Source organism: Bacillus sp. FSL K6-2865 (assembly GCF_040311405.1).
GTDB lineage: Bacteria > Bacillota > Bacilli > Bacillales > Bacillaceae > Bacillus > Bacillus velezensis.
This window is the reverse complement of record NZ_CP152036.1, coordinates 3,985,239-4,003,453: the sequence shown is the minus strand read 5'-3', so window position 1 is coordinate 4,003,453 and position 18,215 is coordinate 3,985,239. Positions and strand designations below refer to the sequence as shown.

19 protein-coding genes and 1 pseudogene are annotated in these 18,215 nt (G+C 48.8%); 17 read left to right on the top strand and 3 right to left on the bottom strand.

Going from position 1 to position 18,215, the window contains the following annotated elements; all coding sequences use genetic code 11:
• The first annotated feature begins 26 nt into the window (after nucleotides 1–26).
• From iolB to NYE42_RS19665, 14 genes are all read left to right on the top strand, one after another.
• Nucleotides 27–842 carry a 5-deoxy-glucuronate isomerase gene (gene iolB / locus NYE42_RS19730; protein ID WP_033574308.1) on the top strand — a complete coding sequence of 272 codons (816 nt, stop codon included), beginning with the start codon at nucleotides 27–29 and terminating at the stop codon, nucleotides 840–842.
• A 23-nt stretch (nucleotides 843–865) separates the two neighbouring features.
• Nucleotides 866–1,858 carry a 5-dehydro-2-deoxygluconokinase gene (gene iolC, locus NYE42_RS19725; protein WP_033574309.1) on the top strand — a complete coding sequence of 331 codons (993 nt, stop codon included), beginning with the start codon at nucleotides 866–868 and terminating at the stop codon, nucleotides 1,856–1,858.
• A gap of 24 nt (nucleotides 1,859–1,882) precedes the next feature.
• Nucleotides 1,883–3,796 carry a 3D-(3,5/4)-trihydroxycyclohexane-1,2-dione acylhydrolase (decyclizing) gene (gene iolD / locus NYE42_RS19720; protein ID WP_352426671.1) on the top strand — a complete coding sequence of 638 codons (1,914 nt, stop codon included), beginning with the start codon at nucleotides 1,883–1,885 and terminating at the stop codon, nucleotides 3,794–3,796.
• A gap of 15 nt (nucleotides 3,797–3,811) precedes the next feature.
• A complete protein-coding gene (gene iolE / locus NYE42_RS19715) occupies nucleotides 3,812–4,708 on the top strand; it encodes a myo-inosose-2 dehydratase (protein ID WP_064108010.1) in 897 nt (298 codons plus the stop codon).
• Nucleotides 4,709–4,720: 12 nt separating this feature from the next.
• Entirely contained in the window at nucleotides 4,721–6,016 is a 1,296-nt protein-coding gene (locus NYE42_RS19710) for an MFS transporter (protein ID WP_039063850.1), read from the top strand.
• 22 nt (nucleotides 6,017–6,038) lie between these two features.
• Entirely contained in the window at nucleotides 6,039–7,073 is a 1,035-nt protein-coding gene (locus NYE42_RS19705; protein WP_122504289.1) for a Gfo/Idh/MocA family oxidoreductase, read from the top strand.
• Between the two features lie 19 nt (nucleotides 7,074–7,092).
• Nucleotides 7,093–7,962, top strand: a complete 870-nt coding sequence (locus NYE42_RS19700) for a sugar phosphate isomerase/epimerase (RefSeq protein ID WP_007407833.1) — start codon at nucleotides 7,093–7,095, stop codon at nucleotides 7,960–7,962.
• 88 nt (nucleotides 7,963–8,050) lie between these two features.
• Nucleotides 8,051–8,893 (top strand): 2-keto-myo-inositol isomerase, encoded by an 843-nt coding sequence (gene iolI, locus NYE42_RS19695; protein ID WP_007407832.1) that lies wholly within the window; start codon nucleotides 8,051–8,053, stop codon nucleotides 8,891–8,893.
• Between the two features lie 2 nt (nucleotides 8,894–8,895).
• Complete coding sequence (gene iolJ, locus NYE42_RS19690) at nucleotides 8,896–9,768, top strand: 6-phospho-5-dehydro-2-deoxy-D-gluconate aldolase (RefSeq protein WP_352426670.1); 873 nt, start codon at nucleotides 8,896–8,898, stop codon at nucleotides 9,766–9,768.
• Between the two features lie 106 nt (nucleotides 9,769–9,874).
• Nucleotides 9,875–10,564, top strand: coding sequence for a two-component system response regulator YxdJ (gene yxdJ / locus NYE42_RS19685; protein WP_015240901.1), 690 nt, complete (start codon nucleotides 9,875–9,877; stop codon nucleotides 10,562–10,564).
• Entirely contained in the window at nucleotides 10,561–11,538 is a 978-nt protein-coding gene (gene yxdK / locus NYE42_RS19680) for a two-component system sensor histidine kinase YxdK (RefSeq protein ID WP_352426669.1), read from the top strand. Before yxdJ ends, yxdK begins: the two co-directional genes overlap by 4 nt.
• Nucleotides 11,539–11,681: 143 nt before the next feature.
• Nucleotides 11,682–12,455, top strand: a complete 774-nt coding sequence (gene yxdL, locus NYE42_RS19675; protein ID WP_007614823.1) for an ABC transporter ATP-binding protein YxdL — start codon at nucleotides 11,682–11,684, stop codon at nucleotides 12,453–12,455.
• The gene (gene yxdM / locus NYE42_RS19670) at nucleotides 12,430–14,298 is read left to right on the top strand and encodes an ABC transporter permease YxdM (RefSeq protein ID WP_119027050.1); all 1,869 of its coding nucleotides are present in this window, start codon (nucleotides 12,430–12,432) and stop codon (nucleotides 14,296–14,298) included. The genes yxdL and yxdM overlap by 26 nt, the downstream gene beginning before the upstream one ends.
• 13 nt (nucleotides 14,299–14,311) lie before the next feature.
• Nucleotides 14,312–14,659, top strand: a complete 348-nt coding sequence (locus NYE42_RS19665; RefSeq protein WP_012118831.1) for a YxeA family protein — start codon at nucleotides 14,312–14,314, stop codon at nucleotides 14,657–14,659.
• A gap of 40 nt (nucleotides 14,660–14,699) precedes the next feature.
• On the opposite strand, the gene NYE42_RS19660 is transcribed toward NYE42_RS19665, so the two are convergent.
• Nucleotides 14,700–15,662 (bottom strand): iron-hydroxamate ABC transporter substrate-binding protein, encoded by a 963-nt coding sequence (locus NYE42_RS19660; protein WP_352426668.1) that lies wholly within the window; start codon nucleotides 15,660–15,662, stop codon nucleotides 14,700–14,702.
• 129 nt (nucleotides 15,663–15,791) lie between these two features.
• Here NYE42_RS19660 and NYE42_RS19655 point away from each other — a divergent pair.
• Nucleotides 15,792–16,183, top strand: a pseudogene (locus NYE42_RS19655) (hypothetical protein).
• Nucleotides 16,184–16,233: 50 nt separating this feature from the next.
• Here NYE42_RS19655 and NYE42_RS19650 read toward each other — a convergent pair.
• Nucleotides 16,234–16,596 carry a hypothetical protein gene (locus NYE42_RS19650; RefSeq protein ID WP_007407823.1) on the bottom strand — a complete coding sequence of 121 codons (363 nt, stop codon included), beginning with the start codon at nucleotides 16,594–16,596 and terminating at the stop codon, nucleotides 16,234–16,236.
• Between the two features lie 160 nt (nucleotides 16,597–16,756).
• Nucleotides 16,757–17,143, bottom strand: coding sequence for a hypothetical protein (locus tag NYE42_RS19645; RefSeq protein WP_007407822.1), 387 nt, complete (start codon nucleotides 17,141–17,143; stop codon nucleotides 16,757–16,759).
• 110 nt (nucleotides 17,144–17,253) lie between these two features.
• On the opposite strand from NYE42_RS19645, the gene NYE42_RS19640 reads away from it, so the two are divergent.
• Together NYE42_RS19640 and NYE42_RS19635 are read left to right on the top strand one after the other, a co-directional pair.
• Complete coding sequence (locus tag NYE42_RS19640) at nucleotides 17,254–17,673, top strand: DUF3255 family protein (RefSeq protein ID WP_007407821.1); 420 nt, start codon at nucleotides 17,254–17,256, stop codon at nucleotides 17,671–17,673.
• Nucleotides 17,663–18,187: a hypothetical protein gene (locus NYE42_RS19635; protein WP_032867905.1), complete on the top strand. Its 525-nt coding sequence runs from the start codon at nucleotides 17,663–17,665 to the stop codon at nucleotides 18,185–18,187. The genes NYE42_RS19640 and NYE42_RS19635 overlap by 11 nt, the downstream gene beginning before the upstream one ends.
• Nucleotides 18,188–18,215: the final 28 nt, after the last annotated feature.

The window sequence follows — 18,215 nt, the reverse complement described above, 5'->3', positions numbered from 1 at the left end:
TTACCATCCATTAAGGAGGAATAAACATGAGTCATTTGCTGCGCAAACCGCAGGCCGATGAGATTTCTCAAGGCGTGAACATCATACATGACGTCACTTCAGCCAATTCAGACCTCAAATACGTCGGATTTAAAGTCGTTGACCTCACTCCCGGTTCCGCATATACAGAGGATTTGAAAAAGACGGAGTGCTGCATCGTTGCGGTAACGGGAAAAATCACCGTCACTGATTATGATCAGACATTTGAAAGCATCGGCACCCGTGAAAGTGTATTTGAAAGAAAACCGACGGACAGCGTTTATGTGTCCAATGACCGCTCTTTTGAGATCACAGCGGTCAGCGGGGCGAGGGTCGCGCTGTGCTATTCTCCGTCCGAACACCAGCTTCCGACAAAGCTGATTAAAGCGGAAGAAAACGGTGTGGAACATCGCGGCAAGCTGGCAAACAAACGAACCGTTCATAATATTCTCCCCGATTCAGATCCATCGGCAAACAGCCTTCTCGTTGTTGAAGTTTACACGGACAGCGGCAACTGGTCGAGCTACCCGCCGCATAAACATGACCAAGACAATCTGCCAGATGAATCCTTTTTAGAAGAAACCTATTACCATGAAACGGACCCGCCGCAGGGGTTTGTCTTCCAGCGTGTGTACACGGACGACCGCTCGATTGACGAGACGATGACCGCAGAAAATGAAAACGTTGTCATCGTGCCGGCGGGCTATCACCCGGTTGGTGTTCCGGACGGGTATACCTCTTACTACCTGAATGTAATGGCGGGACCGACACGAAAATGGAAGTTTCATAATGATCCGGCCCATGAATGGATCCTGGAACGCTAACAAGTGAGGAGTGGCAGATAACGATGAAATATACGTTTAATGAAGAAAAAGAGTTTGATATTGTCGCGATCGGGCGCGCGTGTATTGATTTGAACGCGGCGGAATACAACCGGCCGATGGAAGAAACGATGACGTTTTCTAAATATGTCGGCGGCTCCCCGGCAAATATTGCGATCGGCAGCGCCAAGCTCGGATTAAAAGCCGGTTTTATCGGCAAAATCCCGGACGATCAGCACGGCAGATTCATCGTTTCCTATATGCAGGAAAAGGGCGTTGATACGTCACAAATGACCATTGACAGAGAAGGGCGCAAAGCCGGGCTCGCTTTTACGGAAATTCTCAGTCCCGAAGAGTGCAGCATTCTGATGTACCGGGATGACGTGGCGGATTTGTATCTTGAGCCGTCCGAAGTCAGTGAAGGCTACATCGCAAACGCGAAAATGCTGCTCGTATCAGGTACGGCGCTTGCGAAAAGCCCGTCGCGCGAAGCCGTCTTAAAAGCGGTGCATATCGCAAAAAAACATGACGTAAAAGTCGTGTTTGAGCTCGACTACCGTCCGTATACATGGCAATCGGCAGAAGAAACAGCCGTGTACTACACGCTGGTGGCGGAACAATCCGATATCGTCATCGGTACGCGTGACGAATTTGACGTAATGGAAAACCGCAGCGGCGGAGATAACGATGAAACCGTCCGCCATTTGTTTGCGCACTCCGCCGATCTTGTCGTCATTAAGCACGGCGTTGACGGATCATACGCATACAGCAGATCGGGAGAAGTTTTCCGGGCGCATGCCTATAAAACAAAGGTGCTGAAGACCTTCGGAGCGGGTGATTCCTATGCGTCAGCCTTCATCTACGGACTTGTCAGCGGCCGGGATATTGAAACGGCTTTAAAATACGGGAGCGCTTCCGCTTCCATCGTCGTCAGCAAACACAGCTCCTCAGAAGCAATGCCGGCTGCCGGTGAAATCATCGAACTGATTGAAGCGCAGCACAGTCTTAACGGTAAATAGAACGTATAAAAGGTGGGATCGTTTGTGGGTAAGACAATTCGCTTAACGACAGCACAAGCGCTGATTAAATTCTTGAACCGGCAGTACATTCATGTTGACGGAAAAGAAGAGCCGTTCGTTGAGGGCATCTTCACGATTTTCGGCCATGGAAATGTGTTGGGGATCGGGCAGGCGCTTGAGCAGGACGCCGGGCACCTGAAAGTCTATCAAGGCAAAAACGAACAAGGCATGGCGCATGCCGCGATGGCATACAGCAAGCAGATGCTGAGAAGAAAAATTTACGCGGTATCGACATCGGTCGGTCCGGGTGCCGCTAACTTGACGGCTGCCGCGGGTACGGCGCTGGCCAATCATATCCCGGTGCTGCTGCTTCCGGCCGATACCTTTGCGACGAGGCAGCCTGACCCGGTGCTTCAGCAGGTGGAGCAGGAATACAGTGCCGCCGTCACAACAAACGATGCGTTAAAGCCCGTGTCCCGCTATTGGGACCGCATTACCCGACCTGAGCAGCTGATGAGCAGCTTAATCCGGGCGTTTGAAGTGATGACAGATCCGGCAAAAGCGGGCCCGGCGACCATCTGCATTTCTCAGGATGTAGAGGGAGAAGCATTTGATTTTGATGAAAGCTTCTTTGAAAAACGCGTTCATTACATTGACCGGATGCAGCCGAGCGAGCGTGAACTGAAAGGCGCCGCGGAAAGAATTAAGCAGAGCAGCCGTCCCGTCATTTTAGTGGGCGGCGGCGCGAAGTACTCCGGCGCGCGTGAGGAATTAATCGCGCTTTCTGAAACATACGGCATTCCGCTTGTCGAAACGCAGGCCGGCAAGTCAACGGTTGAAGCCGATTTCGCCAACAATCTGGGCGGCATGGGCATCACGGGCACCCTCGCCGCAAACAAAGCCGCCCGCCAGGCTGATCTGATCATCGGTGTCGGCACACGGTACACGGACTTTGCGACATCCTCGAAAACGGCGTTTGATTTTGACAAAGCAAAATTTTTGAATATCAACGTCAGCCGCATGCAGGCTTACAAGCTTGACGCGTTTCAGGTTGTAGCCGATGCGAAAGTGACGCTCGGCAGGCTGCACGGCTTATTAGACGGATATAAAAGTGCATTCGGCACGGCGATTAAAGACTGGAAAGATGAATGGCTTGCTGAACGGGACCGGCTCGGCAAGGTCACTTTTACACGTGACGCGTTTGAACCGGAAATTAAGAACCATTTTTCACAGGACGTGTTAAACGAGTATGCCGACGCGCTCGGGACTGAGCTGCCGCAGACAACGGCGCTGTTGACCATCAATGACACGATTCCTGAAGACAGCGTCGTCATCAGTTCGGCGGGATCTCTTCCGGGGGATCTGCAGCGGCTGTGGCATTCCAATGTCCCGAATACGTACCACCTCGAGTACGGCTATTCCTGCATGGGGTATGAAGTATCAGGCACGCTCGGCCTCAAGCTGGCCCATCCCGACAAAGAAGTCTATTCACTCGTCGGTGACGGAAGCTTTCTGATGCTGCACTCAGAGCTGATTACCGCGCTTCAATATAACAAAAAAATCAATGTCCTGCTTTTTGACAACTCCGGATTCGGCTGTATCAACAACCTGCAGATGGATCACGGGAGCGGCAGTTATTTTTGCGAGTTCCGCACAGAGGACAATCAGATTTTAAACGTTGATTACGCGAAGGTGGCAGAGGGCTACGGCGCTAAAACATACAGAGCCAATACAGTTGAAGAACTGAAAGCGGCGCTTGAAGATGCGAAAACGCAAGACGTATCCACTTTAATTGAAATGAAAGTTCTGCCGAAAACGATGACGGACGGCTATGACAGCTGGTGGCATGTCGGCGTGGCGGAAGTGTCGGAGCAGGAAAGCGTTCAGCGGGCATACGAAGCGAAAGAGACGAAGCTGAAGTCTGCAAAGCAGTACTAGAGGGGAGGCATCACGATGGGCAAACAAGATATTCTGTGGGGCATCGCTCCCATTGGGTGGCGCAATGACGATATGCCGGAAATCGGAGCCGGGAATACGCTGCAGCATTTGTTAAGTGATATTGTTGTCGCCGGCTTTCAAGGTACGGAAGTGGGAGGGTTTTTCCCTGAACCTGCCGTCCTCAATAAAGAGCTGGCTCTCCGGAACTTGCGGATTGCGGGGAAATGGTTCAGCAGCTTTATCATACATGACGGTATTGAAAAAACGGCTGAACAATTTACAGAACACTGTGATTATTTGCAGAAAGTCGGAGCGGATGTCGCCATCGTTTCTGAACAGACGTACAGCGTTCAGGGCTTGGACATTGATGTATTTAAGGAAAAACCGCATTTCTCAGATGAAGAATGGGATACGCTGTGCCAAGGCTTGAACCGTCTCGGGGAAATCGCTGGCGAATACGGGCTGGACCTCACGTTTCATCATCATCTCGGCACAGGCGTCCAGACGGCGGAAGAAGTTGACCGGCTGATGGATGGAACGGACCCGCGGTATGTCCATTTACTTTATGATACCGGCCATGCCTATATCTCGGACGGAGACTATATGACGATTCTCAACAAGTATATGGATCGGATCAGACACGTTCATTTCAAGGACGCGCGGTTTGACATTATGGAGCGGTGCAGACAGGAAGGCAAGTCATTCAGGCAGTCGTTTTTACAGGGCATTTTTACGGTTCCCGGAGACGGATGCATCGATTTTACCGAAGTATACCGAACGCTCGTCCGTCATGATTATTCAGGCTGGATCGTCATCGAAGCCGAACAAGACCCGGCAGTCGCCAATCCGCTTGAGTACGCGCTGATTGCAAGAAAGTACATCGACAGTGAACTGCTTGATCCTGCAAATTAGAGGGGGACTTATATGAATAGTGCCAAGGCGGAATCAGCTTTCAGCAAAAGGACCATCGCCGCAGCATTAGCAAATTACATTGATGCGGGTTCCATCGTGGCAGGATCAGCGGGTTTATCTATGTGGGTCAGCTATTTAAAGCTGTCCGACAGCCAGATCGGATTGCTCGGCGCCTTCAGCGCAAATGCGATATCAGCGGCCATCGGAGCGCTGCTCGGCGGGTATTTGGCTGATAAGGTCGGACGAAAAGCTGTATACACAAACAGTATGCTCGTCTACGCCTTAGGAATTTGTTTGGTTTTGTTTGGATTCAACTTTCCCATGCTGTTATGCGGATACATGATTATCGGGATTTCTGTAGGCGCGGATATTACAGCTTCATGGACCATTATCGCGGAAAACGCCCCTGAGAAAAACCGGGCGAGGCATTGCGGAGTGGCGCAGGTGGCGTGGGCCGCAGGAGCCGTTGTGGTTCTGCTGTTATCCGTTTTGGTCGGTGACCTCGGGCTTTTAGGAAATAAAATTGTCTTTGCGCATCTATTGGTGATTGCCCTGATCACATATGTGATAAGAAAGCGTTTACCTGAGTCGGATGCCTGGAAAAACAGTGAAGAGCGGCCTGCCGCCGTGAAAAAAACATCTTATTTTGACCTGCTTCAGCCGAAATTTTTCAAGAACATTTTGTTTTTAATGGGTGTGTTTCTCGTATGGAATCTCGCAGCGGGCGTCATGGGATTCTTCATGCCGTACATCTACCAGCAGGTCGGCGGCGTATCCGCAAATACGGCCAACATTCTGCAGATGGCCCTGTTTATCTTCACCGGGCTCGGCGTCGCCTGTATCTTCATGCCTTTTGCAGATAAATATCGGAAAACGGTATTTGGAATCTGCGCATGTATGGCCGTTGTCGGCTGGTCGCTGTTTTTACTGCCGTTTCAGGGGCTCCCGATGCTGCTTTTGTTTGTTTTAGCGATCGGCATCAATAACGGAGCCGGCCAGCAGGCGAACTACCAGCTGTGGGCAAGCGAGCTGTTCCCGACAGAACACAGAGCGTCAGCACAAGGGCTCATGTTCTTTCTCGTCCGTATTTCAATCGGAATTTGGAGTTTATTTGTGCCGGTCATCATGTCACAATTCGGCATCGGTTTTATGGCCGGTATTCTGCTCATATGTGTGACGGCCAGTATGATCATCGGGCTTGTCTTCGCGCCGAATACGTCCGGCAAGTCGCTTGAACAGATACAGGAGGAACTGTACGGCGCTCCTCAGGACGGCAGCGGGAAAAGAAAGACGAGAACCATTATTTGATTATCAGAAGGAGTGGCGATCAATGAATTTACGTATAGGTGTTATCGGAACCGGTGCTATCGGAAAAGAGCACATCAACCGCATCACAAATAAGCTGTCCGGAGCGGAAATTACCGCTGTCACAGATGTGAATCAGGAGGCCGCGCAGCAGACCGTTCAGGATTTCAATTTGAACGCCTCCGTTTATCCTGATGACGACAGCCTCCTCGCTGCTGAAAATGTGGATGCCGTCTTAGTGACAAGCTGGGGCCCGGCTCACGAGTCCAGCGTTTTGAAAGCGATTCAGCACGGCAAGCACGTGTTTTGTGAAAAGCCGCTTGCGACAACGGCAGAAGGCTGTATGCGCATTGTCGAGGAAGAAATGAAGACGGGAAAACGATTGGTGCAGGTAGGTTTCATGCGCAGATATGACAGCGGTTACGTTCAGCTGAAAGAAGCGATTGACAACCGCGTGGTCGGCGAGCCGCTGATGATTCACTGTGCGCACCGCAACCCGACAGTCGCATCGAATTATTCAACGGACATGGCCGTCGTCGATACGCTCGTTCATGAAATTGATGTCCTCCACTGGCTCGTCAATGACGACTATGAATTCGTACAGGTGATCTATCCGAAAAAATCAAAAAATGCGCTGCCGCATCTGAAAGATCCGCAGATGGTCATCATCGAAACAAAAGGCGGCATCGTCATCAATGCCGAAATCTACGTGAACTGTAAATACGGCTATGACATTCAATGTGAGATCGTCGGGGAAGACGGCGTTATCAAGCTTCCGGAACCGTCAAGCATCAGCTTGAGAAAAGAAGGGAAATTCAGCACCGATATCCTGATGGACTGGCAGCGCCGATTTGTGGCTGCGTATGATGTGGAAATTCAAGACTTCATTGATTCGATCCGGAATAAAGGCGAAGTCAGCGGTCCGACGGCATGGGACGGTTATATTGCCGCGGTGACAACTGATGCGTGCGTAAAAGCTCAGGAATCCGGGCAGAAAGAGCCTGTGGCGCTGCAAGAGAAACCGGCATTCTACCAATCATTTACGACTGTGAACAAATAATAGATCGGGAGTGAAAGAAATGAAACTGGCCTTAGATCCATCCATGTACCGCGATGATTTAACGTTAGAAGAAATGGTCTATAAAACGGCGGAGCTCGGATACGAATATATCGAATTGTCCCCGCGCGAGGATTTTTGTCCTTTCTATAAATATCCGAAAGTCGATTCAGCAAAAATCAAACAATTGAAGCGCCTTTTAAAGGATACAGGTGTGAAGCTGTCCTCTCTTCTTCCGCTTTACCACTGGGCGGGTCCTGATGAAGACCGTCGTCAGGCCGCCGTGCGCAACTGGAAACGGGCGATCGAAATTGCGGTTGAACTTGAAGTGGATTTGATGAACAGTGAATTCAGCGGTTCAAAATATGATCCTTTGACAAGTGAAGAAAAATTCATCAAATCCATGGATGAACTGCTGCCCGTCTTTGAAAAAGAAGGCGTTAAACTCAATCTGCAGGCTCATCCGTACGATTTTATCGAAACGCACAAAGGGGCGATGGATATGATCCGCGCGCTTGACAAGGATTGGATCAATCTTGTCTACTCGACTGCGCATACGTTCTTCTATGATGACGGCAAAGGCGATATTGCGACTATGTTTGATGAAGCCGGCGACCGCCTCACACATGTTTTATTTGCAGATACTTTTAATCATAAAGCGGCGCATGGCCTGCGCTACATCGTCAACCCGCCTGACGCGAAAGTAACGGTTCACCAGCATTTGGACATCGGGCAAGGCGAGGTTGATTTTGAGACGATTTTCAGAAAGATGAGAGAGATGAAATTCGACGGAATTGCGACGAACGCCGTTTTTGCTTGGGTCGGCGAAAGAGCGGATGAATCAAGCCGGACCACGCTTAAGAAATTAAAGGAAGAATTAGGCATGGCATAAGCTGAGTATGGAGTTCGGCGGAGCGGGGCAAACAAGCCCTCCTGCCGGACTCCCTTCATATCGAAAACGTTGGATGGGAGAGGCTGACATGAAACTTTGCTTTAATGAAGCGACTACGCTGGAGAATTCAAACCTGAAACAGGATTTAGAACTATGCGAAAAGCACGGCTATGATTATATTGAAATCCGCACAATGGATAAGCTGCCGGAATACTTAAAAGACCATTCACTGGCCGATCTGGCGGAATATTTTCGAACCCATCACATTAAACCGCTTGCCCTGAACGCACTGGTTTTCTTCAACAACCGTGATGAGAAGGGCTATAGGGAGATCATTTCAGAATTCAAAAGCATGATGGAAACCTGCAGGACGCTCGGCGTGAAATATGTGGTGGCCGTGCCGCTTGTGACAGAGCGGAAAATCTTGAAAGAGGAGATCAAAAAGAGCAGCATAGAGGTGCTGACTGAGCTTTCGGACATCGCGGAGCCGTACGGCGTAAACATTGCCCTTGAATTTGTCGGCCACCCGCAATGTACGGTCAATACATTTGAACAGGCGTATGACATCGTGAACGCTGTCGGCCGCGATAATGTCGGACTGGTGTTTGACAGCTTCCATTTCCACGCGATGGGCTCCAATATTGAGAGTTTGAAGCAGGCGGACGGAAAGAAAATTTTCATCTATCATATCGACGATACAGAAGACTTCCCGATCGGCTTTTTAACGGATGAAGACCGCGTCTGGCCTGGACAGGGTGCGATTGACTTAGACGCCCATCTGTCAGCGTTAAAAGAAATCGGATTCAATGATGTTGTCTCCGTAGAGCTGTTCAGACCTGAATATTATAAGCTGACTGCGGAGGAAACGATCAAAACGGCAAAGGAAACAACGGAAGCCGTCGTATCAAAATACTTCATGAAGGAGGCGTGAACATGGCTTTTGTCACCATGAAACATCTTCTTGCAGAAGCGAAACGGGAGCATTATGCAGTCGGCCAATTTAATATCAACGGCCTCCAATGGACGAAGGCGATTCTGCAAGCGGCGCAAAAGGAGCAATCGCCGGTCATCGCCGCGGCTTCCGATCGTCTGGTCGACTATTTAGGCGGATTTAAAACGATTTCCGCCATGGTCGGCGCGTTAATGGAAGAAATGGCGATTACCGTTCCCGTCGTGCTCCATCTTGATCACGGAAGCAGTGCGGAACGCTGCAGACAGGCCATTGACGCCGGATTCAGCTCAGTGATGATTGACGGCTCCCATCATCCGATTGATGAGAACATCGCGATGACAAAAGAAGTCGCCGATTATGCCGCTAAGCACGCCGTCTCTGTAGAAGCAGAAGTCGGCACGGTCGGCGGCATGGAAGACGGGCTGGTCGGCGGGGTCCGCTATGCCGATGTCGCCGAATGTGAGCGGATCGTCAAAGAAACCAATATTGACGCGCTGGCCGCCGCCCTCGGCTCCGTCCACGGCAAATATCAAGGTGAACCGAATCTCGGATTTAAAGAAATGGAGGCTATCTCCCGCATGACTGATATTCCCCTCGTTCTTCACGGAGCATCCGGGATTCCGCAGGATCAGATCAAAAAAGCCATCACGCTCGGCCACGCGAAAATCAATATCAACACGGAATGTATGGTCGCCTGGACAGACGAAACACGCCGCATGTTTCAGGAAAACGGTGATCTGTACGAACCCCGCGGCTATATGACACCCGGCATTGAGGCCGTGGAAGAGACAGTGCGAAGCAAAATGAGAGAGTTCGGATCAGCCGGTAAAGCCGTAAAACAGCAGGTCGGCTGATGGGAACAGAACCGCCAAGATGGCGGTTTTTTTGTGCGGTGTTGCGCCCGTACGCCCGAAACGATTATGATGATGGCAGCAGTGTAAGAAACGGGAGTGGTTCAGTTTGAATAAAATCATGATTGTGGAAGATAGTGAAGACATTCGCGGACTATTGCAGAATTACCTTGAAAAATATGGATATCAAACCGTGGCCGCCGATGATTTCACGGCTGTTCTTGATGTTTTTTTGCGGGAAAAGCCTGATGTGGTGCTGCTTGATATCAATCTGCCGTCTTATGACGGCTATTATTGGTGCCGCCAGATCCGCCAGCACTCCACAAGCCCGATCATTTTTATCTCTGCCAGAAGCGGGGAAATGGATCAAGTGATGGCGATTGAAAACGGCGGAGATGATTATATCGAAAAACCGTTTTCCTACGATATTGTGCTGGCGAAAATCAAAAGCCAGATCCGCAGGGCATACGGAGAGTACGCCGCCAAGCAGGGAGAGAAAGTGGTTGAATATGCCGGTGTGCAGCTCTTTGTGGAACGGTTTGAACTGCGCTTTCAGGACGAAAAAAGCGAGCTTTCTAAAAAAGAAAGCAAGCTTTTGGAAGTGCTGCTGGAGCGGGGAGAAAAGGTGACGGGAAGAGACCGGCTCATGGAAAAAACGTGGGACACCGACATTTTCGTCGATGATAATACGCTTAACGTGTATATCACGCGGCTCAGAAAAAAACTGCGGGAGCTGAATGCGCCTGTTTCCATTGAATCGGTGCGGGGCGAAGGCTACCAGCTGAGGGCGCTGTCATGAAGCTGTTTCTCCGGTCTCATGCCGTGCTGATTCTGCTTTTTCTCCTTCAAGGGCTGTTTGTTTTCTTTTATTACTGGTTTGCGGGTCTTCATTCTTTTTCCCACCTGTTTTACATATTGGGCGTGCAGCTTCTTATTTTGGCGGGATATCTTGCCTATCGCTGGTACAAAGACCGCGGCGTGTATCATTGGCTCAGCTCGGAGCAGGAAGGGACGGACATCCCGTTTCTCGGTTCTTCAGTGTTTTGTTCAGAGCTGTATGAAAAGCAGATGGAGCTGACCCGGATGCAGCACCAGAAGCTCCATGAGACCGAAGCCAAGCTTGACGCGCGGGTGACGTATATGAACCAATGGGTGCACCAAGTAAAAACGCCGCTGTCGGTCATTAATTTAATCATTCAGGAAGAGGATGAGCCCGTCTTTGAACAAATCAAAAAAGAGGTCCGGCAGATTGAATTCGGGCTGGAGACGCTTCTTTATTCTTCAAGGCTTGACCTGTTTGAGCGGGATTTTAAAGTTGAAGCGGTTTCCTTATCAGAGCTTCTCCAATCGGTCATTCAAAGCTATAAACGATTTTTTATTCAATACCGCGTCTATCCGAAAATGGATATTCGCGATGATCATCAGATTTACACCGATGCGAAATGGCTCAAATTTGCGATCGGCCAAGTGGTCACAAACGCGGTCAAGTATTCGGCAGGCAAGAGTGACAGACTTGAGCTGAATGTCTTCCGCGATGAAGACAGGACGGTGCTTGAAGTCAAAGATTACGGTGTCGGCATTCCCTCGCAAGATATCAAGCGGGTGTTTGACCCTTATTACACCGGCGAAAACGGACGGCGTTTCCAAGAATCTACGGGAATCGGCCTCCATCTCGTCAAAGAAATTACGGGCAAGCTCAATCATACGGTGGACATCAGCTCGTCCCCCGGTGAAGGGACATCGGTCCGATTTTCATTTCTTACAAAAATGTAAGGCTGCGTTAAGAAAACAACATAGCTCGTTTTGTTTCCCCTTGATAACATGGATTTATGTCAAGGGGATTTTTATGTTAAATGCCCCGGCACTACATGAAAGCAGCCCAGACCAACAAGAATAAAACCATAAGGAGGATTTTCATGGCGAATATGCTTGAAGTCAAACATATAAATAAAACCTATAAAGGACAAGTGTCCTATCAAGCTTTAAAACAAATTTCGTTTTCAATAGAAGAAGGCGGGTTCACGGCGGTGATGGGACCGTCCGGCTCCGGAAAAACAACGCTTTTGAATATCATTTCAACGATCGACCGGCCGGATTCAGGCGATATCCTGATTCACGGAGAAAACCCGCACCGGCTGAAGCGGACAAAGCTCGCTCATTTCCGCCGCAAGCAGCTCGGATTTGTGTTTCAGGATTTCAACCTTCTGGACACACTGACAATCGGTGAAAATATCATGCTGCCGTTAACGCTTGAAAAAGAAGCGCCGTCTGTCATGGAAGAAAAACTGCACGGCATCGCGGCAAAGCTCGGAATCGAAGACCTGCTCAACAAACGGACGTTTGAAGTATCCGGCGGACAGCGCCAGCGGGCCGCCATCGCAAGAGCGGTCATTCATAAGCCGTCACTCATTCTGGCCGATGAACCGACGGGCAACCTTGATTCCAAAGCGTCAAAAGACGTCATGGAAACGATGCAGAGCCTGAACCAGGATGATCATATCACGGCTTTGATGGTGACCCACGATCCGGTTGCGGCAAGCTACTGCCGCCGCGTCATCTTTATAAAAGACGGCGAACTGTTTAATGAGATTTACCGCGGGGAAAACCGCCAAGTCTTTTATGAGCAGATTCTTGATGTGCTGTCTATGCTGGGGGGAAACGCAAATGACCTTTCTTCAGTTCGCTTATAAAAACGTCACGAGAAACAAAAGGGCCTATCTTGCTTTCTTTTTAAGCAGCGCTTTTTCCGTTTTGATTTTCTTTACCTTTGCGATGTTCCTGTTTCATCCGGCACTAAAGGAAGGCTACCTGAATAACATCGCCAGAAAAGGCTTAACCGCTGCGGAATGGATGATCTTTGTTTTTTCTTTCTTATTTGTTCTGTATTCGGTTAACGCATTTTTGAAATCGAGAAATAAAGAATTCGGCATCCTGCTGATGCAGGGTATTACGCCGGTGCAGCTGAGAAAGCTCATTACGGCGGAAAACATGATCATCGGCGTCATGTCGATCGCAGCGGGGATTATCGGAGGCTTCATTTTTTCGAAAACGTTCTTTACGGTCGGCGCTTATATTTTAGAAATGGACGCGCTGCCTCTGTACATGCCTTGGAAAGCGCTCGGCATTACGGCCGGCGGATTTCTGCTCTTATTTTTCCTTTTATCGCAGTTCACGATCCTTTTTGTCAGATCAAATACGGTGATTAAATTAATAAAGGGCACTGACAAGATCAAGCCGGAGCCGAAGCCGTCCGTGCTTCTGTCTATATTCGGCATCGCCTGCCTGTGCGGCGGGTACGGCATGGTTCTGAAAGGCAATGTCCACGGGACTCAACCGTTCATCATTTTACTGCTTACCGTCATCGGTACGTATTTCTTTTTCAGCCAAAGCAGCATCTGGATTCTGCGCGCGCTGAAGAAGTGGAAAACCTTTTATCTGCGCGGGAAAAATGTCATTTGGGTTTCTGATCTTGTTTATCGTTTAAAAGACAACGCCCGCCTGTTCTTTATTGTCAGCATTATTTCCGCGGTAGCGTTTACGGCGACAGGCGTGCTCGCGATGTACAAATCGACCGTCGGGGCGGAAGAGTCCGCTTATGAGATGGAGTATGTATCTTACAGCGGCAACCCAAAAGAACAGACTCATTTGAAAGATATTGACCATGAACTGAAAACACACGGCTTTACGTATAAGAAAGACAAAATAAATGTTTCCTATATTCGCTATCAGGAAGGAGATACTGTTCCGCCTGTTTACATGATCAGCGAATCGGATGTGTCAACATACTTCCATGTCAAGCTGAGCGGCCTGAAACATGATGAGGCTGTCTATTTTCCGGGTACGTATGACCGGAATTTCAAAAACAAAGCACCGGATCAGCTGAAGCTGCTGAACCAAAAAGGCAAGCCGTCTGACCAAAAACTGACGGTAAAAGAAGTCGAAAAACCGCTGATTTCATTAAATGCCATCATCGCGGTGAACGATCAAACCTTTGATCAGCTGAAATCACTCGGTGAAAAAGCGTCATTATACGGCTACAGCTATGATCATTGGAAAGACAGTCTTGGGATCAGCCAATCCTTGAAAAATGAGATTTACGGCAACTATATCGACGTCCATTCTGATTTTATGGCAAAAGCCGGCACCTACTATGATACGGTGCAGCTGCCGAGCCTGAGTTTATTCATCGGCCTGTTTATCGCGATCGTCTTCTTTGTCGCGGCAGCAAGTTTCTTATATTTCAGGCTGTTCACCGATTTAGATGAAGACAGGGAGCGCTACCGTTCATTGGCCAAAATCGGCCTGAGTGAGCGTGAAATGGCACAAAGCGTGACGATACAATTGGCGATTTTGTTCTTCTTCCCATTTGTCATTGCCGTCATGCATACGCTGTTTGCCTTGAGAACATTGGCCGTGGAAGGCTATTCCGATGTAGCGGGGCCGCTCAGTTTCACTATCGGAGGGTTTTTCATTTTTCAGCTTCTGTTCTTCCTCACAGTGCGGTCAAGCTATTTGAAAAAAATGAATAAGTAAGGGGAGTGCAAAGATGAAAAAAGCATTGGCAATCCTGGCCGTCTTGGCGGCCGCTGCCGTCATATACGGACTTCTCTTTTTTCATAATGATGTTACAGACAGATTTAATCCGTTTATTCACCAGCAAGACGTCTATGTGCAGATTGATCGAGATGGCAAACATCTTAGCCCGGGCGGTACTGAGTATACATTAGACGGATACAACGCATCCGGGAAAAAAGAAGAAGTGACCTTTTACGCCGCGAAAGACCTTCGGAAGAACGCGTATTTGAAGGTGAAGGCGAAAGGAAAGTATGTCGAGACCTGGGAAGAAGTCAGGTTTGAAGATATGCCGGGCTCCGTACAGTCAAAATTAAAGTGAACAGGAAAAGCGGCACAGTGTCATGACTGTGCCGCTTTTTTTATTTTTTATTTTCTTCAGCCCGTTTGATCAGCATGTCGGTGATGATATCCATCTGTTTGCTGACGGCAATCGGGTCATACGGATAGAAGGTGTTGAAATCGTTGATAAAGACACGATTGTTTTTTACGGCATCGAGATTTTTCCAAACGGATGAATCTTTCAGACGCTCAAATGTTTTGCTTTCTCCATTCGGATTGTAATCGGTAATGAACATATAATCAGCCGCATATTGAGGGATGACCTCTTGGGAAACCTGTTTCATGGCGCCCGTTTTCATGATGTCTTTTTCAATTTTGGCCGGCGCTTTCAATCCGAGCGCGTTATAAACGGCTTGGCCGCCGCGGCCGGAATTGTCATTGAAAATCCAGATTTCGCCTTTATCCGTCGTTTCATAAAGGCCGACTGTCTCGTCTTTGCCGATCACGTTTTTGAGGCGCTTTTGATTCGCTTCGGCTTTTTTGTTGAAGTCTGCCATAAAGTTTTTGGCTTTATCCTTCGCCCCGGCAATGTCGCCGAATAGGCTGACCGTATCTTTCGTATTCTTTGCGGTGTTAAAAGGAATGACAATCGTCGGCGCGATTTTTGATAGTTTCTCGTATTGGTCATCCTTCATCAGCACGATTAAATCAGGCTTCAGCTGCATCACTTTCTCCACATTGACGGGATTGCCGATGTCAGTAATGTTTTTCAGCTGTTTTTTGATAAACGGATTTTTGAAAGTCCATGAGCCCGCCCCCACGACATTTGCGTCAACGGACAGCAGCTCACCTGCATAAAAGTCAGTGACGATCCGCTTCGGATGTGCGGGTATGTCAATATTCCCTTTTGTTGATTCATATGTACGCATGTCTGTCTTTCCTTTGCCTGATGCCGATCCGTTGTTTTCCTTCGCGCCGCTGCAAGCGCTTAATGCGAAAACAAGCAGAAGTGCCAGGCCGATCAGCCATGATTGTTTCTTCATAATGATCCCCCTATTTCAGTGATAATGATTATCATTATTAATATAGCAGGAAGACGTCATTCCGTCTATGTTTTTTATAGAAAACCTTCCTTGATTATCCATGTTATAGTAGTAAAGGAAGAGGAATGAATGTTGATTACGAAAAGAGGGACTTGGTGGGAAGTGCTGCACAGCTGGTGGCTGCTGCTGACTTTTGCGCCGTTTGCGCTGACCGCTTTCTTGGCCTTTTTCTATATCGGCTACCGGGCTAAGAACAAAAAATGGCTGAAATACGGACTTATTATTTTATTATTTTAGCAATTGCTTTTGTGCTGCCGAGCACGCCGGGCGTGTATATCGTGCTGCCTTTATGGGTCATCTCCATCATTCACGGGCTGAAAGTGCGGGCGGCTTATTTGATACAGCTTGATGTGTTTAAACAAAACGTCGAAGCAAGAGCGTATGAAGCGGTAAGGCATGAGGCGGAAGCAAAATTCGGCGGACAACCCGCTCATCGCATTGATCTGACAAAACAGAGATAAAAACAAATGACAAAGCCGGTATCTCGCGCTTTGTCATTTGCATGACCGGCCTATTGCTGGTATGAATGCTGCTGAAACGGTGTGTGATGCTGTGTTTGCGGGAATGAAGAAACATTAGCGTTTGCCATCGGTGCAGGCATGTGTCCGCTTACTTCCTGCTGAAGCTGATTGCACACATTCACGATTTGCTGGCATTTTTGAATGGCCGCTTCATGCCCCTGCAGCGCTTGCTGAATGGTATGAACGGCATGCTGTTCATGGTTAAGCATCTGCTGAAGCATTTGAATGTTTTGCTGTTCCTGCTGGAGCATTTGCTTGTACTGCTGACTGCTTTGCTGTGTCTGCTGAATAAGCTGCTGTGCTGTTTGGCGGCATTGCTGCAGCTGATTTCCGCTGTATTGGTTTTGATACATCATGAAGACCTCCTGGAGTGATTGATTTTACACATTTATCATGTGAAAGAATAGGAGAGGCATTCATGCAAGAAAAGGATTCAAATATTTACCTGTTATGTACAGAGCGGAATACAAGGCTCGGGATGGCCTGTCGAGCTTTGTATTCCGGCCCTTTTTCTCAGAAGCCGCCTTCTGTAGCGTGAAAAGGAATATTGAGTCTGTTTTCGACTGCGCGCAGGCGCTGATTCAAACGGTTTAAGCGGCGGGTATGGATTTCAATGGACTGGCTCAGCCGTCTGATCTGCTCATTCATACGCGTGATTTCCCGGTTTTGGCGCTGGTCTTCTTGTGAGAGGCGGGTGAGCTCTCTCGTTTGCTCGGCGTTTTGTCTTTCAAGCTGGGCGACTCTCCGTTCTAAACCTGTCGGCTGCCGCTCTTCGGACTGAGGGGGCGCATAATAATAGCTTTCCTGCTGCTGATACGGCTCATACTCAACGCGGTTCACTTCGTATTCCTGCTGCTGAGGGAAATAGGCAGGCGGGGTGTAGTACTGATATGGGTTCATTCATCATTCTCCTTATCTAGTGAAGTCTTTATACACTATGTAGTCAATTGCACAGTGCCACGGCATCCGCCTAAGTTACAGGCGTAAAAAAGCTTCAAAGGAAGGTGATCATGTTGCGGAACATACGGATTTTCATCATGACGGTTCTTGTTTTCGGATGCGTCATGATAACAGGCTGCTCGCAAAAGAAAGCAGACGATACCCCTTTTTATTACGGGACATGGGATGCAGGGCTGAAACCGGGCCCGATGGACGGGGTCAGATCTGAAACCGTCACGTTTACGAAAGACAGCGTGCTGACAAAGCAGGTCATTCAAGGCCGCGGCGAGGTTGCCATGCCCTCAGATGTGTACAAGGTGATCTCTCAGAACACGGACGGGACGATCGAGATTGAATACCTCGGCCATCCGCACCCCGTCAAAAGCACGTTGAAAAGAGGAAAAAACGGTACGCTCATTTGGAAGATATACGGAGAAACAAAAACAATGACAAGAATAAAAACCGGCGGGGAGGATGCACATGAGAAATAAGGCTGCCGACAGACTCGTTTTGACGGGTGTCATCGTACATATCATTCAATGGTTTTCACTGTTATGGTTATTTTTTATGCTTTTTGATCAGTTCGGGCGTTTTACCATTTACAATCCCAATGTCGTAAACGGAAGCATGCAGTCTTTTTCATTCTTTGATATGATGCGCGCTCTTCTGTTTTCCGGCACGCTGCGGAATACGCTCCTGCTGTTTCTGTTTGCGGCGCTGCTCATTTACTTGTGGGTGAACGCTCTGTTTATCCTGCTGGAAATCGTTTCTTATATCATGATCAGGCGGAACAGCCGTTCATTATGGGCATACTTTCCCGCAGCGATGGGAATAAAGCTTGCCCTTCTGGACATAGCGGCCATCCCTTTCTTTGCGGCGGGGCTGATGCTCTTGAAGCAGAAAACAGATGACGGCGGCGAACAAGCTGACAAGGGGAAAAGACGGCCCCGCATCCGGAGGCAGGCCCGGTATACGAAGAGAAGGCGGAGAAACTTGTCCGTTTGATTTTTCATTGAAACGAAAAAACGATATG

What these genes read in the sequence shown, in the direction of transcription:
- iolB (WP_033574308.1), top strand. Translation starts at nt 27, where the DNA reads ATGAGTCATTTGCTGCGCAAACCGCAGGCCGATGAGATTTCTCAAGGC.
- iolC (WP_033574309.1), top strand. Translation starts at nt 866, where the DNA reads ATGAAATATACGTTTAATGAAGAAAAAGAGTTTGATATTGTCGCGATC.
- iolE (WP_064108010.1), top strand. Translation starts at nt 3,812, where the DNA reads ATGGGCAAACAAGATATTCTGTGGGGCATCGCTCCCATTGGGTGGCGC.
- NYE42_RS19710 (WP_039063850.1), top strand. Translation starts at nt 4,721, where the DNA reads ATGAATAGTGCCAAGGCGGAATCAGCTTTCAGCAAAAGGACCATCGCC.
- NYE42_RS19705 (WP_122504289.1), top strand. Translation starts at nt 6,039, where the DNA reads ATGAATTTACGTATAGGTGTTATCGGAACCGGTGCTATCGGAAAAGAG.
- NYE42_RS19700 (WP_007407833.1), top strand. Translation starts at nt 7,093, where the DNA reads ATGAAACTGGCCTTAGATCCATCCATGTACCGCGATGATTTAACGTTA.
- iolI (WP_007407832.1), top strand. Translation starts at nt 8,051, where the DNA reads ATGAAACTTTGCTTTAATGAAGCGACTACGCTGGAGAATTCAAACCTG.
- iolJ (WP_352426670.1), top strand. Translation starts at nt 8,896, where the DNA reads ATGGCTTTTGTCACCATGAAACATCTTCTTGCAGAAGCGAAACGGGAG.
- yxdK (WP_352426669.1), top strand. Translation starts at nt 10,561, where the DNA reads ATGAAGCTGTTTCTCCGGTCTCATGCCGTGCTGATTCTGCTTTTTCTC.
- yxdL (WP_007614823.1), top strand. Translation starts at nt 11,682, where the DNA reads ATGGCGAATATGCTTGAAGTCAAACATATAAATAAAACCTATAAAGGA.
- yxdM (WP_119027050.1), top strand. Translation starts at nt 12,430, where the DNA reads ATGACCTTTCTTCAGTTCGCTTATAAAAACGTCACGAGAAACAAAAGG.
- NYE42_RS19665 (WP_012118831.1), top strand. Translation starts at nt 14,312, where the DNA reads ATGAAAAAAGCATTGGCAATCCTGGCCGTCTTGGCGGCCGCTGCCGTC.
- NYE42_RS19660 (WP_352426668.1), bottom strand. Translation starts at nt 15,662, where the DNA reads ATGAAGAAACAATCATGGCTGATCGGCCTGGCACTTCTGCTTGTTTTC.
- NYE42_RS19650 (WP_007407823.1), bottom strand. Translation starts at nt 16,596, where the DNA reads ATGTATCAAAACCAATACAGCGGAAATCAGCTGCAGCAATGCCGCCAA.
- NYE42_RS19645 (WP_007407822.1), bottom strand. Translation starts at nt 17,143, where the DNA reads ATGAACCCATATCAGTACTACACCCCGCCTGCCTATTTCCCTCAGCAG.
- NYE42_RS19640 (WP_007407821.1), top strand. Translation starts at nt 17,254, where the DNA reads ATGTTGCGGAACATACGGATTTTCATCATGACGGTTCTTGTTTTCGGA.
- NYE42_RS19635 (WP_032867905.1), top strand. Translation starts at nt 17,663, where the DNA reads ATGAGAAATAAGGCTGCCGACAGACTCGTTTTGACGGGTGTCATCGTA.